This window comes from Streptomyces endophyticus (assembly GCF_035798155.1).
GTDB classification, from domain to species: Bacteria; Actinomycetota; Actinomycetes; order Streptomycetales; family Streptomycetaceae; genus Streptomyces; species Streptomyces endophyticus.
Map to the genome: position 1 here is coordinate 66,375 of NZ_JAOZYC010000111.1, position 17,137 is coordinate 83,511.

General features: G+C 70.4%; 16 protein-coding genes. 10 read left to right on the forward strand and 6 right to left on the reverse strand.

Annotation, left to right across the window (positions count from 1 at the left end; translation table 11 throughout):
• Positions 1 to 64: 64 nt before the first annotated feature.
• The 8 genes from OKJ99_RS16995 (at position 65) to OKJ99_RS17030 (ending at position 7,273) form a co-directional block, all read left to right on the forward strand.
• Positions 65 to 649 (forward strand): GNAT family N-acetyltransferase, encoded by a 585-nt coding sequence (locus OKJ99_RS16995; protein ID WP_326017135.1) that lies wholly within the window; start codon positions 65 to 67, stop codon positions 647 to 649.
• A 353-nt stretch (positions 650 to 1,002) separates the two neighbouring features.
• The gene (locus tag OKJ99_RS17000) at positions 1,003 to 2,700 is read left to right on the forward strand and encodes a nitrite/sulfite reductase (RefSeq protein WP_326017137.1); all 1,698 of its coding nucleotides are present in this window, start codon (positions 1,003 to 1,005) and stop codon (positions 2,698 to 2,700) included.
• Positions 2,697 to 2,876, forward strand: coding sequence for a hypothetical protein (locus tag OKJ99_RS17005; protein WP_326017139.1), 180 nt, complete (start codon positions 2,697 to 2,699; stop codon positions 2,874 to 2,876). The genes OKJ99_RS17000 and OKJ99_RS17005 overlap by 4 nt, the downstream gene beginning before the upstream one ends.
• Positions 2,873 to 3,583, forward strand: coding sequence for a phosphoadenylyl-sulfate reductase (locus OKJ99_RS17010; RefSeq protein ID WP_326017140.1), 711 nt, complete (start codon positions 2,873 to 2,875; stop codon positions 3,581 to 3,583). Before OKJ99_RS17005 ends, OKJ99_RS17010 begins: the two co-directional genes overlap by 4 nt.
• Before the next feature lie 14 nt (positions 3,584 to 3,597).
• Positions 3,598 to 4,164 carry an adenylyl-sulfate kinase gene (gene cysC, locus OKJ99_RS17015; protein ID WP_326017142.1) on the forward strand — a complete coding sequence of 189 codons (567 nt, stop codon included), beginning with the start codon at positions 3,598 to 3,600 and terminating at the stop codon, positions 4,162 to 4,164.
• On the forward strand, positions 4,161 to 5,108 hold the full coding sequence (cysD, locus tag OKJ99_RS17020; protein ID WP_326017143.1) for a sulfate adenylyltransferase subunit CysD: 948 nt from the start codon (positions 4,161 to 4,163) through the stop codon (positions 5,106 to 5,108). Before cysC ends, cysD begins: the two co-directional genes overlap by 4 nt.
• A 2-nt stretch (positions 5,109 to 5,110) precedes the next feature.
• Positions 5,111 to 6,463 (forward strand): sulfate adenylyltransferase subunit 1, encoded by a 1,353-nt coding sequence (locus tag OKJ99_RS17025; RefSeq protein WP_326017145.1) that lies wholly within the window; start codon positions 5,111 to 5,113, stop codon positions 6,461 to 6,463.
• Positions 6,464 to 6,532: 69 nt separating this feature from the next.
• Positions 6,533 to 7,273, forward strand: coding sequence for a sirohydrochlorin chelatase (locus tag OKJ99_RS17030; protein ID WP_326017147.1), 741 nt, complete (start codon positions 6,533 to 6,535; stop codon positions 7,271 to 7,273).
• Positions 7,274 to 7,286: 13 nt separating this feature from the next.
• Here the strand turns inward: OKJ99_RS17030 and OKJ99_RS17035 are convergent, their stop codons facing one another.
• Positions 7,287 to 8,273 carry an ArsR/SmtB family transcription factor gene (locus OKJ99_RS17035; RefSeq protein WP_326017149.1) on the reverse strand — a complete coding sequence of 329 codons (987 nt, stop codon included), beginning with the start codon at positions 8,271 to 8,273 and terminating at the stop codon, positions 7,287 to 7,289.
• A gap of 78 nt (positions 8,274 to 8,351) precedes the next feature.
• Between OKJ99_RS17035 and OKJ99_RS17040 the strand changes: the two genes are divergently transcribed.
• Positions 8,352 to 9,611: an MFS transporter gene (locus OKJ99_RS17040; RefSeq protein ID WP_326017150.1), complete on the forward strand. Its 1,260-nt coding sequence runs from the start codon at positions 8,352 to 8,354 to the stop codon at positions 9,609 to 9,611.
• Between the two features lie 9 nt (positions 9,612 to 9,620).
• Here the strand turns inward: OKJ99_RS17040 and OKJ99_RS17045 are convergent, their stop codons facing one another.
• From OKJ99_RS17045 to OKJ99_RS17060, 4 genes are all read right to left on the reverse strand, one after another.
• The gene (locus tag OKJ99_RS17045) at positions 9,621 to 10,205 is read right to left on the reverse strand and encodes a TIGR03086 family metal-binding protein (RefSeq protein WP_326017152.1); all 585 of its coding nucleotides are present in this window, start codon (positions 10,203 to 10,205) and stop codon (positions 9,621 to 9,623) included.
• A gap of 106 nt (positions 10,206 to 10,311) precedes the next feature.
• The gene (locus OKJ99_RS17050; RefSeq protein WP_326017154.1) at positions 10,312 to 11,334 is read right to left on the reverse strand and encodes a ketopantoate reductase family protein; all 1,023 of its coding nucleotides are present in this window, start codon (positions 11,332 to 11,334) and stop codon (positions 10,312 to 10,314) included.
• Between the two features lie 24 nt (positions 11,335 to 11,358).
• A complete protein-coding gene (locus OKJ99_RS17055; RefSeq protein ID WP_326017156.1) occupies positions 11,359 to 11,928 on the reverse strand; it encodes a DUF1697 domain-containing protein in 570 nt (189 codons plus the stop codon).
• A 73-nt stretch (positions 11,929 to 12,001) separates the two neighbouring features.
• Entirely contained in the window at positions 12,002 to 13,207 is a 1,206-nt protein-coding gene (locus tag OKJ99_RS17060) for a S8 family peptidase (RefSeq protein WP_326017157.1), read from the reverse strand.
• A 359-nt stretch (positions 13,208 to 13,566) separates the two neighbouring features.
• Here OKJ99_RS17060 and OKJ99_RS17065 point away from each other — a divergent pair, with 359 nt between their 5' ends.
• On the forward strand, positions 13,567 to 15,840 hold the full coding sequence (locus tag OKJ99_RS17065; RefSeq protein WP_326017159.1) for an MMPL family transporter: 2,274 nt from the start codon (positions 13,567 to 13,569) through the stop codon (positions 15,838 to 15,840).
• 46 nt (positions 15,841 to 15,886) lie between these two features.
• Here OKJ99_RS17065 and OKJ99_RS17070 read toward each other — a convergent pair whose 3' ends face one another.
• The gene (locus OKJ99_RS17070; RefSeq protein WP_326017161.1) at positions 15,887 to 16,963 is read right to left on the reverse strand and encodes a CDP-alcohol phosphatidyltransferase family protein; all 1,077 of its coding nucleotides are present in this window, start codon (positions 16,961 to 16,963) and stop codon (positions 15,887 to 15,889) included.
• Between the last annotated feature and the right edge of the window lie 174 nt (positions 16,964 to 17,137).

A 17,137-nucleotide genomic window follows, 5' to 3' on the forward strand; every position in this document is an offset into this window, starting at 1 on the left:
CCGGATCTTCCCGCATCCCGAACGGCCTTGGCCAGAGCGCGTCGGCCGTGATCCGATGAGCCGCATGAGCAGCAACACCCTCACCGTCACCACGTGGTCGCTGGAGCAGACCGCGCCCTCCGACCTGCGTCCCGCGACCCCGCCCGAGGGCGACGGCGTGCGCATCGCCCGCGCCGAGATCCCCTCCCCGGAGTTCAGCCGGTTCCTGTACGCGTCCGTGGGCAGCGACATCCGCTGGCTCGACCGGCTCGGCTGGACCTACGCGCAGTGGCAGGAGCAGCTGTCGCGTCCGGGTGCCGAGACCTGGGTCGCGTACGACAAGGGCACGCCCGCCGGTTACGTGGAGCTGGACGCGCAGGACGACGGTGCGGTGGAGGTCGTCTACTTCGGCCTGATCCCGGCGTTCCGCGGGCGCCGGATCGGCGGCCACCTGCTGTCGTACGCGGTCGCGCGCGCCTGGGACCTGGCCGAGCGGTGGCCGGGGCGGACGCCCACGAAGCGGGTGTGGCTGCACACCTGCAGCAAGGACGGCGAGCACGCGATGGCCAACTACGAGCGGCGTGGCTTCAAGGTGTTCCACACGTCGACCGAGGAGGAGCCGGACCTTCCGACCGCGGGCCCCTGGCCAGGGGCCTTTCCCGCCGCCTGAGCGCGTCCCGCCCGCCCGTCGAGCCACTCCTCAGCACTGTGACAGCACTGTGACCGGCACCACTATTGTCCGCGATTCGAGACGATCTCGTCCAGATCGCGGACAATGGTGGACCGGGCCCAAAGTCCCGTGACACGCTTTCGTCATGTCTACAGCTGGAACCGCCTTGGTGAGTCGACGTCACGTCGACTTCGGCCGCATGTCCAGCGCCATCTGTCCGGCGCGCTGATCTCTCCAGCTCCGCCGATCCCCCGCCATATCTGACCTCCTGCGCACCGCCGCGCCTCTTGCGCGAAGTGTGCAGGTCAGAGCCGCATAAAGCCGTCTAAGCCCTGCCTGAAGGACGATTCTCCATGGCTGCCACCCCGGATACGCCTACCCCTGTCACGCCCCGCCGCAAGGTGAGCCGTCACCGTGGCGAGGGCCAGTGGGCCGTGGGCCACTTCACTCCGCTCAACGGCAACGAGCAGTTCAAGAAGGACGACGACGGTCTCAATGTACGGACACGTATTGAGACGATCTACTCCAAGCGCGGCTTCGACTCCATCGACCCCCAGGACCTGCGCGGACGCATGCGGTGGTGGGGTCTCTACACCCAGCGCAAGCCCGGCATCGACGGCGGCAAGACGGCCGTCCTGGAGCCGGAGGAGCTGGACGACGAGTACTTCATGCTGCGGGTGCGGGTGGACGGCGGCCGGCTGACCGTGTCGCAGCTGCGGGCGATCGGCGAGGTGTCCGAGCAGTACGCGCGCGGCACCGCCGACATCACCGACCGGCAGAACATCCAGCTGCACTGGATCCGCATCGAGGACGTTCCGGCGATCTGGGAGAAGCTGGAGGCCGTGGGCCTGTCCACGACCGAGGCGTGCGGCGACTGCCCCCGAGTGATCATCGGCTCCCCGGTGGCCGGCATCGCCGCCGACGAGATCATCGACGGCACCCCCGCCGTGGACGAGATCCACGACCGCTACATCGGCAACAAGGAATTCTCCAACCTGCCGCGCAAGTTCAAGACCGCGATCTCGGGCTCCCCTGTCCAGGATGTGGTCCACGAGATCAACGACATCGCCTTCGTCGGCGTCGAGCACCCGGAGCACGGCCCCGGCTTCGACCTCTGGGTCGGCGGCGGCCTGTCCACCAACCCCAAGCTCGCGCAGCGCCTCGGCGCCTGGGTGCCGCTCGACGAGGTCCCGGACGTCTGGGCCGGCGTGGTCGGCATCTTCCGCGACTACGGCTACCGCCGCCTGCGCACCCGCGCCCGTCTGAAGTTCCTGATGGCCGACTGGGGCCCGGAGAAGTTCCGCCAGATCCTGGAGGACGAGTACCTGAAGCGGAAGCTGGTGGACGGGCCCGCCCCCGCGGAGCCCTCGCAGAAGTGGCGCGACCACATCGGCGTCCACCAGCAGAAGGACGGCCGCTTCTACGTCGGCTTCGCGCCGCGCGTCGGCCGGGTCGACGGCACCACGCTCGCCAAGATCGCCGAACTGGCCGGCGAGCACGGCTCGGACCGGCTGCGCACCACCGTCGAGCAGAAGATGATCATCCTCGATGTCACCGAGGACCAGATCGACTCGCTCGTCGCCGGCCTGGAGGCCCTGGACTTCCAGGTCAAGCCCTCGCCGTTCCGGCGCGGCACGATGGCCTGCACCGGCATCGAGTTCTGCAAGCTCGCGATCGTCGAGACCAAGGCCCGCGGCTCGGAGCTGATCGACGAGCTGGAGAAGCGCCTCCCGCAGTTCGAGGAGCCGCTGACCATCAACCTCAACGGCTGCCCGAACGCCTGCGCCCGTATCCAGGTGGCGGACATCGGTCTCAAGGGTCAGCTGGTCCTCGACGGTGACGGCAACCAGGTCGAGGGCTACCAGGTGCACCTCGGTGGCGCGCTCGGCCTGGAGGCCGGGTTCGGCCGCAAGGTGCGCGGCCTGAAGGTCACGTCGGCCGAACTGCCGGACTACATCGAGCGCGTCCTCAAGAACTACGAGGCGGAGCGCGAGGACGGCGAGCGGTTCGCGACCTGGGCGGCCCGTGCGTCAGCGGAGGCCCTCTCATGAGTGAGCGCGCGGCCCCGTTCTACTGCCCGTACTGCGGCGACGAGGACCTTCGCCCCGGCGAAGAGGGCCACGGCGCCTGGGAATGCGCGGCCTGCAACCGAGCCTTCACGTTGAAGTTCCGTGGGCTGCTCGCCCGCGGGGTTCAGCGCAACGACGGTGGAGGGGAACAGATATGACCACGGCTCAAGCCCCCACGGACACGGACGAGTTGAAGGCGCTCGCCGAACAGGCCGGGCGTGACCTGGAGGACGCCTCCCCGCTGGAGATCCTCCAGTGGGCGACGAACACCTTCGGCAAGAAGTTCTGCGTGACCTCGTCCATGGAGGACGCGGTCGTCGCCCACCTCGCCTCCCGCGCGATGCCCGGTGTGGACGTCGTGTTCCTCGACACCGGCTACCACTTCGAGGAGACGATCGGCACGCGCGACGCCGTCGAGGCCGTGATGGACGTCAACGTCATCACGCTCACCCCGCGGCAGACGGTCGCCGAGCAGGACGCCGAGTTCGGCCCGAAGCTGCACGACCGCGACCCCGACCTGTGCTGCGCGATGCGCAAGGTCAAGCCCCTGGAAGAGGGTCTTGCCGCGTACGCCGCGTGGGCCACGGGCCTGCGCCGCGACGAGTCCCCGACCCGCGCGAACACCCCGGTCGTCGGCTGGGACGAGAAGCGGCAGAAGGTCAAGGTCTCGCCGATCGCCCGCTGGACGCAGGACGACGTCGACGCCTACGTCGCCGAGCACGGGGTGCTCACCAACCCGCTCCTGATGGACGGCTACGGCTCCGTGGGCTGCGCCCCGTGCACCCGCCGCCTCCTGGAGGGCGAGGACGCGCGCGCCGGACGGTGGGCGGGCCAGGCCAAGACCGAGTGCGGACTGCACGGCTAGGCGGGCCTGAACTCATGAACGAACCACGGACTTTGGAGAACCAAGTGACCGGAGCCACCATCTGGCTCACGGGTCTGCCGAGCGCCGGCAAGACCACCATCGCGTACGAGCTGGCGAACACGCTGCGCGCCGAGGGCCGCAAGGCCGAGGTGCTGGACGGCGACGAGATCCGCGAGTACCTCTCGGCGGGCCTCGGCTTCAGCCGGGAGGACCGGCACACGAACGTGCAGCGCATCGGCTACGTCGCCGAACTCCTGGCCCGTAACGGCGTGTTGGCGCTCGTCCCGGTCATCGCGCCGTACGCGGACAGCCGCGAGGCCGTCCGCAAGCGCCACCAGACCGGCGGCACCGGATACCTGGAGGTGCACGTGGCCACGCCCGTGGACGTCTGCTCCGTACGCGATGTGAAGGGCCTGTACGCCAAGCAGGCCGCCGGTGAGCTGTCAGGCCTCACCGGGGTCGACGACCCGTACGAGGCACCCGAATCGCCCGACCTGCGCATCGACTCGCAGAACCAGACCGTGCAGGAGTCCGCGGCAGCGCTCCGTGCGCTGCTCACCGAGAGGGGTCTCGCCGCATGACGACCGTAGCTTCTTCCGTCTCCGAGGGCTCCGAGGAGACCGACAGCCCTTACGCGCTGAGCCACTTGGACGCCCTTGAGTCCGAGGCGGTGCACATCTTCCGCGAGGTGGCGGGCGAGTTCGAGCGGCCGGTGATTCTCTTCTCCGGCGGCAAGGACTCCATCGTCATGCTGCACCTGGCGCTGAAGGCGTTCGCCCCGGCCGCGATCCCCTTCTCGCTTCTGCACGTGGACACCGGGCACAACTTCCCCGAGGTACTCGACTACCGCGACCGCGCCGTCGAGAAGCACGGGCTTCGCCTGCACGTCGCCTCCGTGCAGGAGTACATCGACGCGGGCAAGCTGCGCGAGCGTCCGGACGGGACCCGTAACCCGCTCCAGACCGTGCCGCTGACCGAGAAGATCCAGCTGGAGAAGTTCGACGCCGTCTTCGGCGGCGGCCGCCGCGACGAGGAGAAGGCCCGCGCCAAGGAGCGCGTGTTCTCCCTGCGCGACGAGTTCTCGCAGTGGGACCCGCGCCGTCAGCGCCCCGAGCTGTGGCAGCTCTACAACGGCAAGCACGCCCCCGGCGAGCACGTCCGCGTCTTCCCGCTGTCCAACTGGACCGAGCTGGACGTGTGGCAGTACATCGCCCGCGAGAACATCGAACTGCCGCAGATCTACTACGCGCACGAGCGCCCGGTCTTCAAGCGCAGCGGCATGTGGCTGACCGCCGGCGAGTGGGGCGGCCCGAAGGACGACGAGACGGTCGAGACGCGGCAGGTCCGCTACCGCACCGTCGGCGACATGTCCTGCACCGGCGCCGTCGACTCGGACGCCACGACCATCGACAAGGTCATCGCGGAGATCGCCGTGTCCCGGCTCACCGAGCGGGGCGCCACCCGCGCCGACGACAAGATGTCCGAGGCCGCGATGGAAGACCGCAAGCGCGAAGGGTACTTCTAGACATGAGCACCACCACCTCCGCCGCCGCCGAAGAGCTGGCCGGGCTTTCGGCGACGACCCTGCTGCGGTTCGCCACGGCCGGTTCGGTCGACGACGGCAAGTCCACGCTCGTCGGCCGCCTGCTGCACGACTCCAAGTCGGTCCTCACCGACCAGCTGGAGGCCGTCGAGCTCGCCTCGCGTTCGCGCGGCGCGGCCGAGCCGGACCTCGCGCTGCTCACCGACGGCCTGCGCGCCGAGCGCGAGCAGGGCATCACGATCGACGTCGCCTACCGCTACTTCGCGACCCCGCGCCGCCGCTTCATCCTCGCGGACACCCCGGGCCACGTGCAGTACACGCGGAACATGGTGACCGGCGCCTCCACCGCCGACCTCGCCGTGGTCCTGGTCGACGCCCGCAACGGCGTCATCGAGCAGACCCGCCGGCACGCCGCCGTCGCCGCGCTGCTGCGCGTCCCGCACGTCGTCCTCGCCGTCAACAAGATGGACCTCGTCGACTTCGAGGAGACGGTCTTCGCGAAGATCGCCGAGGAATTCACCGCGTACGCGGGCCAGTTGGGCGTGCCGGAGATCACCGCCATCCCGATCTCGGCGCTCACCGGCGACAACGTCGTGGAGCCGTCCGCCAACATGGACTGGTACGGCGGCCCGACGGTCCTTGAGCACCTGGAGACGGTGCCGGTCAGCCACGACCTCACCAGCTGCCACGCGCGGCTGCCCGTCCAGTACGTGATCCGCCCGCAGACCGCCGAGCACCCGGACTACCGGGGCTACGCGGGTCAGATCGCGGCCGGTACGTTCCGGGTCGGCGAGTCCGTGACCGTGCTGCCGTCCGGCCGCACGTCGAAGGTCGTCGGAATCGACCTCCTCGGCAAGGAGGTCGACGTCGCCTGGACGCCGCAGTCGATCACCCTCCGCCTGGAGGACGACATCGACATCTCGCGCGGCGACCTGATCGTGCCGAGCCATGACGCGCCCGCCACCTCGCAGGACATCGAGGCGACGGTGTGCCACGTGGCCGACACCCCGCTCACCGTCGGCCAGCGGGTGCTGCTCAAGCACACCACCCGTACGGTCAAGGCGATCGTCAAGGAGATCCCGTCGCGGCTCACGCTCGACGACCTCTCCCAGCACCCGGAGCCGGGGCAGCTCGTCGCCAACGACATCGGCCGGGTGAAGGTCCGGCTCGCCGAGGCGCTCGCCATCGACTCCTACGCGGACTCGCGGCGCACGGGCTCGTTCCTGCTGATCGACCCGTCGGACGGCACGACGCTCGCGGCCGGCATGGCCGGCGAGTCCTTCGCCTCGGCCGATGACCCCAAGTCCCTCGTGGACGAGGAGGGTTGGGACTTCTGATCCCGACGGTCCCGGGGGCCGGGGCAGTGCCCCGCGCCCCCGGCCCCCTCGTCAGGAACTGAGCGCATCATGAACTCCGCACCCGTTCTCCTCGTCATAGCCCACGGCAGCCGCGACCCGCGCCATGCCGCGACCGTGCACGCCCTCATGGGCGAGGTGCGGGCGCAGCGCCCCGGCGTGCGGGTGGAGACGGCGTTCCTGGAATTCAACGTCCCTTCCGTACAAGAGGTGTTGGAGTCGCTGGCAGCGGACGGTGTGCGCGATGTGGTGGCACTCCCCCTCCTGCTGACCCGCGCCTTCCACGCGAAGACGGACATCCCCGCGGTGCTGCGCGAGGCGCCGCGCGGCGTGCGGATCCGTCAGGCGGAGGTCCTGGGCCCCGACCCGCTCCTGGTGTCGGCCCTCGAACGACGCCTCTACGAGGCGGGGTTGCACCCCGCCGACAAGCCCACGACCGGGGTCGTCCTGGCCTCGGCGGGCTCCTCCGACCCGGAGGCGATCGCAGTGATCGCTGAAATCGCGCGGGAGTGGCGGCACACCGGTTGGTGCGCCGTGCGGCCTGCGTTCGCCTCCGCATCCCTGCCGCGCACGGAGGACGCCGTGCGCGAACTGCGGGCGCTCGGCTGCGAACGGGTGGCGGTCGCCCCCTATGTCCTCGCGCCGGGCCGGCTCCCCGACCGGATCGTGTCCGGCGCGGCCGATGCCGATGTACTCGCCGATGTGCTGGGACCCGCGCCGGAGGTGGCGCGGGTACTGGCCGAACGCTACGAGACCGCGCTCGTAAGGGAGTTGGTGGCGGTCGGCGCCTGAGCCGCCGCTCGGCTCAGCCGCACAGCCGCTCACCCAACTCACTGCGCACATAGCGCACGCTCCGGCCGCTGCGGGTGCGCAGCAACAGCCCGGCGTCGTACAGGATCGACAGGTGCTGGCTGACCGCGCCCGGTGTGACGGCGAGGCGGTGGGCGAGTTCCGTGGTGGACGCCGGTTCCCCGAGGAGCCGCAGGATGCGGGCGCGGGCCGCGCCGAGCAGTCGGGTCAGGGCCTCGCTGGTCGCCGGGGGCGGGGCCTCGGAGATGGTGGCCCGGCCACGGGCCGGATAGCTGAGCAGGGGCGGCAGTTCGGGGTCGATCATCGTGTGGGCGCCGTGGCAGAAGAGCGTGGGGACGAGGACGAGCCCGCGACCCTCGATACGTATGTCGGCCCCGGGCCAGGTGTGCAGGCTGTCGGTCTGGACGAGGGTGAGCACGTCGCCGTCCCAGGAGAGCCGCCGGTCGAGACTGGTGAACAGGCCACCCACGCCCGCGTCCGCGAGCACCTTGCCGCGGTAGGTGAGGTCGGCCTCCAGGACGGACTGCACGCGCGGCCACCAGTCCGGGGCGAGGCACTCGTGCCAGTAGGCCTCCAGCGCGTCGGCGATACGGTGGCGGAACGCGGCCGGGTCGGCGAGCCCCTCGCGCAGCACCTGCGGCAGACGGCCCGTCACCGTGTCGTAGGCGGCGGTGAATTCGGACTCCAGGGTCTCGGGCGGCACGCCACGGATCCGGGCGAGCTGCCCGGCGAGCGCGGGGCGCGGGCGCTCCGGGCGCGGGGTGAGGTAGTCCGGCAGCCACAGATGCGGTGCGACGAGGGCGCCGAGCAGTTCGGTGTCGAGGCGCCGGAAGGCCGGGGCCAGTCGGCGCAGCCAGGGCCGCTGGTGCGGGTAGCGGGCGGGGTCGCGCCAGCAGCGCAGCGAGTACACGGCCTCTTGGAGGGGCGAGTACGCGAAGGACGTACGGGCGAGGTCGCCCACGACGAACCGGAACTCGATCACGGCGTCGGCCCTCCTCCCACCCTTTAGCGCCACGCTAAAGAAATGTCGTGGCGCCCGGAACCCCGCTTCCCTGTGGCCATGACCACTTCACCACCCCGCCCCACCGGTCCCACCACGCGTTTCGCCGGAATGCTGCCCACCGTGCCGGTGCTGCGCCGACTGTCCCTGCTCACGCTCCTCAACGCGTTCGGACGCGGCCTGTTCTTCCCGGTCAGCGTCCTGTACTTCACCCGGTTCGTGGGCCTGAGCGCCACCTCGGTGGGTGTGGGCCTGACCGTGGCCGGGGTGTTCGGGCTCGCGGCGGGGGTGCCGGCCGGGCGGGCCTCGGACCGGTGGGGGCGGCGTCCGGTGCTGACCGGGCTGTGGATCGGGTGCGGCGTGGGGCTCGTGGCGTACACGCTGATCGACAGTTACGTCTCGTTCCTGCTGACGGCGGTCTGTTACGCCACGCTGAGCCAGGGCAGCATGGGCGTGCGCAACGCGTTGTACGCGGATGTGCTGCCCCCTGGGGAGCGCGTCGAGGGCCGGGCGCATCTGCGGATGGTCACCAATGTGGGCATGGGCGTGGGCGGCGCGTTCGGGGCGCTGGCGCTGCAGCTCGACAGCCGGTCCGGCTACACGGCGCTGATCCTCGTCGACGCGCTGGCGTTCGTCGGGTCCGCGGTGCTGGTGCACCGGCTGCCGGGCGGCGCGGGGCGGCGTCCTGTGGCCGACACCCCGGCCGAGAGCCGGTGGCGGGCGGTGCGCGATCTGCCGTTTCTTGCGGTGACCTTCCTGAATGCCGTACTGGCCCTGCAGTACGGCCTGTTGGAGGTCGGTCTGCCGCTGTGGATCGCCCAGCACACCGAGGCGCCGCGGTGGACGGCGGCGCTCGTCATGGTGCTCAACTGTGTGCTGGTGGCGCTGCTCCAGGTGCGGGTGACGCGCGGCGTTGAGGATCTGCCGGGTGCGGTGAAGGCGATGCGCCGCTCGGGTCTGCTGCTCGCCGTGTCCTGCGCGTTCTTCGCCTTCTCGGCCGGAGCTTCCCCTCTGTGGGCGCTGGGGATCCTGGTGGTCGGCGCGGTGGTGCAGGTGCTCGCCGAGGTGGTGCAGGCCGCGGGTGGCCGGACCGTCGGGTACGGGCTTGCGGACGCGCGGGCACAGGGCGTCTACCAGGGCGTCTTCAACTCCGGTCAGGCCGCGGCGACGATGGCCGCGCCGGCCCTCGTGACGGTCACCGCGATTCAGCACGGGACGGCGGGCTGGGCCGTGCTCGGGGCGCTGTTCGTGGTGGCGGGGATCGCGGTGGGTCCCGCCGTGCGGTGGGCACGGCGGGACGGGCAGTGGCGCGGCGAGTGAGCCGTGCCGTCAGCGCGGGTCGCGGCCGCTGAGGGCCAGCGCCCGTGCGTACACCGGCGCGTCGTCCGCCATGTCGACGGGGGCGGCGAAGCCCTCGTACTGGCGGTACAGCTCGGCGTTCGCCTCCACGACCTGGAGGAGCAGGGCCGCCGCGCCGTCCGAGACGCGGAATTCCTGGCCGGTTGCGCGGGCCACGTCCCAGCCGTGCAGGACGAGTTCGGCCCACAGCAGCGCGGCGACCTCGGGGGCGGGCTGCTGGGCGAAGCCGAGGTCGATCTCGCCCTCCCAGACGGCGGGGTCGGCCCAGGCGGCGACGGCCCGGTCGAGGTCGGCGGCGTACGTCGCCGCCCAGTCCTCGTCGGCCGTGAGGTCGCGCGCGGTCAGCTCCTCGGGCATCTTGGTGCGCAGCGCCCGGTGTTCCATGCCGTGCGAGGTGTACACGGTCCAGTGGTTCACAAGCGTCCGCACGTCCCAGCCGCCGCAGCCCGAGGCCGCGTCGAGCCGATCGGGCTTGACGCCGGCCGCGACGCGGGCGCCCTCGGCGGCGCTTTCGGTGAGGTACGGGTACACGGTGTCCATGCGGAGTTCGTTCATGCCGATGACGCTACGGCGACCGGTACCCGCGCCTCTTGAACAAACGCGACAGGGCAGGTGTGCTCGGAAAAGTGTCGCAGTTATACGTACAACTGCGACACCAAACTCAGTCGACGATGGCCGCGCAGCGCGCGTCCACCGCCGCGACCAGCTCCGCCACGCTCGTCTCCCCCGCCGAACGCCCCTCGCGCGCCGCCTCGTCGGCGAGCTCCTGGAGGACGTCGTTGATCGGCGTCGGCACCCCGTGCAGGCGGCCGAGCAGGGCGATCTCGCCGTTGAGGTAGTCGGCCTCGATGCTGCCCGCGCCGCGCTGGAGGGACTGCCAGGAGGAGCCGCCGCCGCGCGGAGAGCTGTCGAAGGGCTCGAAGGTGATCTTGTCGGCGCGGGTCGCCTTCTCCTCGTCCTGGCTCGCGTACGCGACACCGGCGGCGTCGAGCACCGCCTCGCCCTCGGCGCGCGCCCGGCGGAACAGGGCGATGCCCTCCTCGCTGGTGAGCACGCCGGAGACCGCCTCGATCGAATTGGCCAGGTTGGCGAGGAGCTTGGCGTACTTCCAGCGCATGACGTCGTCGACGACGGGCGCTTCGAGGAGCCCCTTCTCCAGGTCGGCGGAGATCGCCCGCGCGGTCTCGTCGCTTCCGGACGGGTAGCGGCCGAGGTGCAGCATGCCGGAGAGCGGGGCGCCCGGGGCGCGGACGACGCCCGGCTCGACGAACGTGGCGGGCAGCCACACGCACATCCCGTACACCCGCTGGAAGGTGCGCAGGGCGAGCCGCTCGCTCTCCACGCCGTTCTGCGCGCAGACCAGTGGCAGGCGGAGCGCCGCGGTGCCGCCGCCCTCGACGGGGCGCGGCCCCCACGCGGCGAGCGCCGCCGCACTGTCCTGGGTCTTCACGGCGAGGATCAGCACGTCGTCGGCGCGCAGCGTGCCGAGCGCCTCGGGCCCTGCCACGACCGGGAGTTGATGGGTGTGGGGCCCGTCGGGTGTCTCGACGCGCAGCCCCTTGTCGCGCAGCGCCTCGTACTGGCTGCCGCGCGCGACGAGCACGACGTCACCGTGCCCCGCCTGCGCGAGCCGCCCACCGATGACGCCGCCGACCGCTCCTGCTCCGATGATTACGTAGCGCATACACCGACCTTTTCACGGACGCGCTCACCGTGGGGCGGTGAGCTCCACCAGTTTCGTCACGGTGTTCCAGTTGCGACTCGTCGCGATCAGGCCCTTGTTGAGCGCCGGGCGGGACAGCTGGGCCCCGAGCTTCGAGACGCCCAGGCCCTGGGGAGCGTAGAGATAGAGGGCGCGGTCGCCGACGCGGAAGTCCTCGGGTGCGTACGCGGCCGGGTCCACGGCGGCGAACCGCTCGGCGGTGACGGGCCGGGAGAAGTACGTGACGTGCAGCTGCTTGGCCTCCAGTTCGGCGGCCGGGAACGGGCAGGCGTCCATGACCGCCTTCAGGTAGGCGTGGCCGCGCACGAGGACGTCGACGGTGAAGCCGAACTCGTCGGCGATCGCCTTGGTGAGCGTGGCCGCGAGGGAGTCCTCGTCGCCGCCGTCGGGCGCGGTGAAGGCGACGTTGCCGCTCTGGAGGTAGGTGCGTACGTCGGCGAGGCCCAGGCTCTCGATCACCGGCCGCAGCCCGGCCATCGGCACCTTCTTGTTGCCGCCCACGTTGATGCCGCGCAGCAGCGCGGCGTAGCCCTCGATCGTCGTCCCCTGAGTCATGGGCACACGATAAGGCGGCCGCCGTTCCCCGTGGGGGTGGGCACGGCGGCCGCCGGTCATCGAGCCGGAACGTTTACTCGACGACCTTCAGGAGCTTGTTCGCGGTGCCGTCGGACGCGTTCTTGATGGCGTCCGGGGTGGCCCCGTCGGTGAGCGCCTTGGCGACGTCGGCCGGGGCGGCGTCCTTGTGCCCGGCCAGGTAGACGGCGGCCGCGCCGACGACGTGCGGTGTCGCCATCGACGTACCGGAGATGGTGTTGGTGGCGTCGTCCCCGGTGTTCCAGTCGGACGTGATGTCCGATCCAGGCGCGTAGATGTCGACGACGGAGCCGTAGTTGGAGAAGTCCGACTGCTCGTCGTCCTTCGTGGAGGAGGCGACCGTGATGGCCTCCGGGACCCGGGCGGGGCTGGACTGCGCGGCGTCCGTCGACTCGTTGCCCGCCGCCACCGCGTAGGTGACACCGGAGTCGATGGACTTCTTGACCGCCGCGTCGAGCGCCTCGTCCACGCCGCCGCCGAGCGACATGTTGGCGACGGAGGGGCCCTGGTGGTTCTCGGTCACCCAGTCGATGCCCGCGACGACCTGCTCGGTGGTGCCAGAGCCCTGGTCGTCGAGGACGCGGACGGCGACGATCTTCGCCTTCTTGGCGACACCGTGCGCCTCACCGGCGATGGTGCCGGCGACGTGCGTACCGTGCCCGTTGCCGTCGTCGGCGCTGTCGTCGTTGTCGACGGCGTCGAAGCCGTGGGAGGCGCGGCCACCGAAGTCCTTGTGGCTGATCCGGACCCCGGTGTCGATGACGTACGCGGTCGCGCCCTCGCCGGCGCTGTCCGGGTACGTGTACTTGCCGTCGCCCGCGGTGTCCGCCTGGTCGATGCGGTCCAGGCCCCACGACGGCGGGTTGTCCTGGGTGGCGTCGATGTGGAACTTCTTGTTCTGGACGACCTTCGACACGGAGCCGTCGGCGGCGAGCTGCTTCGCCTCGGTGTCCGAGAGGCCGCTCGCCGAGAAGCCGTTGACGGCGGAGCCGTAGTTCCGCTTGAGCGTGCCGCCGTAGCTCTTGGCCAGGTCCTTCTTCGCGGAGGCGTTCGCCTTCTGGTCGAGCAGCACGATGTAGCTGCCGGACACGGCGCCCTTGGCGTCCTGCCCGTAGACCTTGCCCTCGGCGGGGGCCGCGGTGGCGGAGAAGCCGCCGAACATGGTGACGCCCACTGCTGTAGCTGCCGTGGCTATCGCCGCGGTGAGCTTCATCGTGCGCGCATGCTGGTTTGTTGCCATGAAGAGGGGTCTCCTCAGTGCTGTGGGGGGAATGCCAGCGCCCCAGGACGAACCTTCGCGAAGGTTGTCAATTTCCGGAAGATGTCCGGGGGTTGAGACGAAACCCTGACCGATTGACGCGGTCAGATCAAGGCCTACATGAACCTGTGACGTGCTCAACAAGGTTTCGTAATAACAAATCGGGCGGTTCCCGGAGGTTCGGATCAAGGTCCACCGGTTCATACCTCGGCGCCTCAACCCCCGATAGATGTAGGGGACTCGGGTCATCCTGCGCGCGGACCCGGGCCGCCCGTACTTCACCGAACAGCACGACGAACCGGACTTATCCCGCCCATACCTTCGATTCCGGAGGTGACGTGATGGCGAGGAACGGGGAACGGCGGGAGCACCGGGTGCGCGGGGTCGCGGCGCGGGCCGGCGGCTGGAGCGCCCGGCACAGGTGGGCCGCGGTGGGAATCTGGGTGCTCTTCGTCGTGGTGGCGATGGGCCTCGGGTCCTTCGCGGGGCGCGTGGACGTCTCGGAGGACGACCAGCTCAAGGGCGAGACGAGCCAGGCCGCAAGCATCATCGACGACGCGGGCGTCGACGAACCGGCGGGCGAGACCGTGCTCGTCCAGAGCAGGAACGGCGGGCTACGGGCCACCGCGCCGGAGTTCAGGGCCGCGGTGGCCGACGTGGTGAAGGCCATCGAGGGCACGGGCGAGGTGACCGCCGTGCGCTCGCCGTACTCCGCCGACACCCGGACCGTCTCGAAGGACGGCCGCACCGCGCTCGTCCAGTTCGACATGCGGGGCGACCCCGACACCGCGGCCGACCGGGTCGAGCCGGTCCAGAAGGCCGTCGCGGGCGTCGCGGACGACCATGACGCGCTGCGGATCGAGGAGATCGGCGCCGCGAGCATGAACAAGACCTTCGACGACGCGTTCGGCGACGACTTCCAGCGCGCCGAGTACTCGGCGGTGCCGGTCGCGCTCGGCATCCTGCTGATCGCGTTCGGCGCGCTCGTCGCGGCGCTGCTCCCGGTGGCGCTCGCCGTCACGGCGATCATGGCGACGATGGGCCTGATGGGCCTCGTCAGCCATCTTCAGCCGATGAGCGAGACCGCCAACTCGGTGATGCTCCTTGTGGGCCTCGCGGTCGGCGTCGACTACTGCCTGTTCTATCTGCGGCGCGAGCGCGAGGAGCGGATGAAGGGGCACGATCCGCAGACGGCGCTGCGGGTCGCGGCGGCCACCAGCGGCCGGGCGATCATCGTCTCCGGGGTCACGGTGTGCGTGGCGATGGCGGGCATGATGTTCACCGGGCTCGCCGAGTTCCAGGCGATGGGCCTCGCCTCGCTGATGGTGGTGGCGGTCGCGATGGTGGGATCCGTGACCGTGCTTCCGGCGCTGCTCTCGCTGCTCGGGGAGCGGGTGGAGAAGGGACGGATCCCGTTCCTGCACCCGACGAAGCGGCGGGGCAACGGCAACGGTGAGGACGGCAGCCGGTTCTGGAGCCGGGTGCTGACCGTCGTGCTCGCGCGGCCCGCCGTCTCCGTCGTCGTCGCGCTCGGCGCGCTGCTCGCGATCGCCGCGCCCGCGCTCGGCATGAAGACCCAGAACCTCACCCTGGACCAGGAGTTCGGCGACTCGCTGCCGATCGTGGCGACGTACGACCGGGTCAACGCGGCGTTCCCCGGCGGCTCGGACCCGGCCGAGGTGGTCGTGAAGGCCGACGACATCAACGCCGCGAACGTGCGCGCCGCCCTCGCGGACTTCCGCGCACGGGCCGTGAGTTCGGGCGCCTCACGCGGCCCCGTCGAGGTCACCGTGCACCGGGACGGGAACGTGGCGATCATCGACGTACCGCTCGTGGGCGGATCCGATCAGGACAAGGCCGAGAAGAGCCTGGCGCTGCTGCGCGACGAGGTGCGGCCCGCCACGTTCGGCGAGGTCGACGGCGTCGAGGCGCCGATCACCGGGCAGGTCGCGGGGTCGAAGGACTTCAACGACCAGATCGTCGGTTCCGTCGTCCCGGTCTTCGCGTTCGTCGTCGCGTTCGCGTTCCTGCTGATGCTGCTCTCGTTCCGCTCACTGACGATCGCGATCACCTCGATCGCGCTCAACCTGCTGTCGGTGGGCGCCGCCTACGGGATCCTCGTCGCCGTCTTCCAGCACGGCTGGGGCGCCTCGCTGGTCGGCGCGGAGGGGGTGGGCGCCATCATCACGTGGCTGCCGCTGTTCCTGTTCGTGATCCTGTTCGGCCTGTCGATGGACTACCACGTGTTCGTGGTGTCCCGGATCAAGGAGGCGCGCCTTCAGGGGCGTACGAACCTCGACGCGATCCGGCACGGCGTCGTCACCACCGCGGGCGTGGTCACCAGCGCGGCCGTCATCATGGTCGCCGTGTTCAGCATCTTCGGGACGCTGTCCATGCAGTCCATGAAGCAGATGGGCGTGGGCCTCGCGGCCGCGATCCTGATCGACGCGACCGTCATCCGCGGTGTGCTGCTCCCGGCCGTGATGGCGCTGCTCGGGGAGCGCAACTGGTATCTGCCGAAGTGGCTGCACCGGCTGCCGGACCTGACGCACGACGAGGCGGGCATCGAGCCCGCCCCGGTCCCGCGCGAGGGCGGCGAGGAGCTGCGCGTCTGACGCCGCGCCCCGGTCCCGCGGACCCACGGCCTGTTCACCGCTCGCGTCACGCGGCGGTGGACAGGCCGTTCCCGCCGATGCCGTCCTTCTCCGTACCGTCCTTCTCCGTACCGTCCTGCTCCAGAGCGTCCTGCTCCAGCGCGTCCTTCTCCGCGGCGTCCTTCTCGAAGGCCTCCAGCGTGCGGCCGAAGTCGCGCGTGGACAGCAGCAGCTTGTAGACGATGGCGAGTTCGAAGACGAGCAGCAGCGCGCCGGCCACGACGGTCGCCCCGATCACCTGGTCGAGCAGCGGGCCGACGATGAAGACGGCCATCTGGAACTCGATGCCGCTCACCAGGTGCGTACGGATCCGGTGGCGCAGCAGGAAGGACCGGAAGCGCAGATAGACGGGGAAGCGGCTGCGGAACTCCTGGTGCAGGTCGACGACCTTGGGGCGCGGCGCCGGCTCCACGGTCTCCGACTGCGCCTCCGACCCGGTGTGCTCCGCGTCCTCGGCGTCGGCGGCCGCGCCGTTGAGGTCCTGCTCGATGTCCGCGGACGGGTTGGCCCGCAGCAGGTCCTCCATGAAGGCGACGTCGTCCGCGTTCTGCGCGCGACGGGCCGCCCGCATCCGGGCCTTGATCTGCTTGCGCATCGTGTGCCGAGTCTTGAAGATCTCCAGCGAGTTGATGTAGCGCAGCCCGTCGAGGAAGACGACGGCCACGGCGAGCCAGACGTAGATCAGGTCGCCGGTGCGCTGGAACTGGCCGCCCATCAGCGCCACGGCACAGGCCATGACGCGGACGCGGTCGAAGATGTAGTCGAGCCAGGCGCCGAACACGGAGCCCTGCCCGGTCAGCCGGGCGACCTTGCCGTCCATGCAGTCGAGCACGAAGCTCAGGTGGTAGATGAGGGCTCCGGCGATCAGCCAGCGCCAGTCCCCCATCGCGAAACAGCCGGCGGCCCCGAGCCCCAGGATCAGGGCTCCCCAAGTGATCTGGTTCGGGGTGATGCGCGTCCAGCGCGCCGTGACCCGTACGAGAGGTGTCGCGATCGGGTCGACGAGAAGCACGGTCCACCACGCGTCACGCTTTTTCTGGGTGGTGCGCCGCACTTCGGGCAACGACGGTATGTCTCGGGGCATGAGGCGCGCCAGCTTTCTTTGTTCAAAAGTAGGTTCACCTCACAGTAAGAATCCGTTCTCACCAAGTTCAAGAACGTACGAACGCAACCTTTACTGGGGGGTATTGGTCGTACGTGACAGGCGATTCAATTTCGTTATCTGTTACGCACACGCTTTTCACGGAACGGTGGAACC

Excerpts from the sequence above, each read along its gene's own strand:
- OKJ99_RS17045 (WP_326017152.1), bottom strand. The coding sequence starts at position 10,205 with ATGAACGAACTCCGCATGGACACCGTGTACCCGTACCTCACCGAAAGC.
- OKJ99_RS17025 (WP_326017145.1), top strand. The coding sequence starts at position 5,111 with ATGAGCACCACCACCTCCGCCGCCGCCGAAGAGCTGGCCGGGCTTTCG.
- OKJ99_RS17050 (WP_326017154.1), bottom strand. The coding sequence starts at position 11,334 with ATGCGCTACGTAATCATCGGAGCAGGAGCGGTCGGCGGCGTCATCGGT.
- cysD (WP_326017143.1), top strand. The coding sequence starts at position 4,161 with ATGACGACCGTAGCTTCTTCCGTCTCCGAGGGCTCCGAGGAGACCGAC.
- OKJ99_RS17040 (WP_326017150.1), top strand. The coding sequence starts at position 8,352 with ATGACCACTTCACCACCCCGCCCCACCGGTCCCACCACGCGTTTCGCC.
- OKJ99_RS17000 (WP_326017137.1), top strand. The coding sequence starts at position 1,003 with ATGGCTGCCACCCCGGATACGCCTACCCCTGTCACGCCCCGCCGCAAG.
- cysC (WP_326017142.1), top strand. The coding sequence starts at position 3,598 with ATGAACGAACCACGGACTTTGGAGAACCAAGTGACCGGAGCCACCATC.
- OKJ99_RS17030 (WP_326017147.1), top strand. The coding sequence starts at position 6,533 with ATGAACTCCGCACCCGTTCTCCTCGTCATAGCCCACGGCAGCCGCGAC.
- OKJ99_RS17055 (WP_326017156.1), bottom strand. The coding sequence starts at position 11,928 with ATGACTCAGGGGACGACGATCGAGGGCTACGCCGCGCTGCTGCGCGGC.
- OKJ99_RS17065 (WP_326017159.1), top strand. The coding sequence starts at position 13,567 with ATGGCGAGGAACGGGGAACGGCGGGAGCACCGGGTGCGCGGGGTCGCG.
- OKJ99_RS16995 (WP_326017135.1), top strand. The coding sequence starts at position 65 with ATGAGCAGCAACACCCTCACCGTCACCACGTGGTCGCTGGAGCAGACC.
- OKJ99_RS17070 (WP_326017161.1), bottom strand. The coding sequence starts at position 16,963 with ATGCCCCGAGACATACCGTCGTTGCCCGAAGTGCGGCGCACCACCCAG.
- OKJ99_RS17010 (WP_326017140.1), top strand. The coding sequence starts at position 2,873 with ATGACCACGGCTCAAGCCCCCACGGACACGGACGAGTTGAAGGCGCTC.
- OKJ99_RS17060 (WP_326017157.1), bottom strand. The coding sequence starts at position 13,207 with ATGGCAACAAACCAGCATGCGCGCACGATGAAGCTCACCGCGGCGATA.
- OKJ99_RS17005 (WP_326017139.1), top strand. The coding sequence starts at position 2,697 with ATGAGTGAGCGCGCGGCCCCGTTCTACTGCCCGTACTGCGGCGACGAG.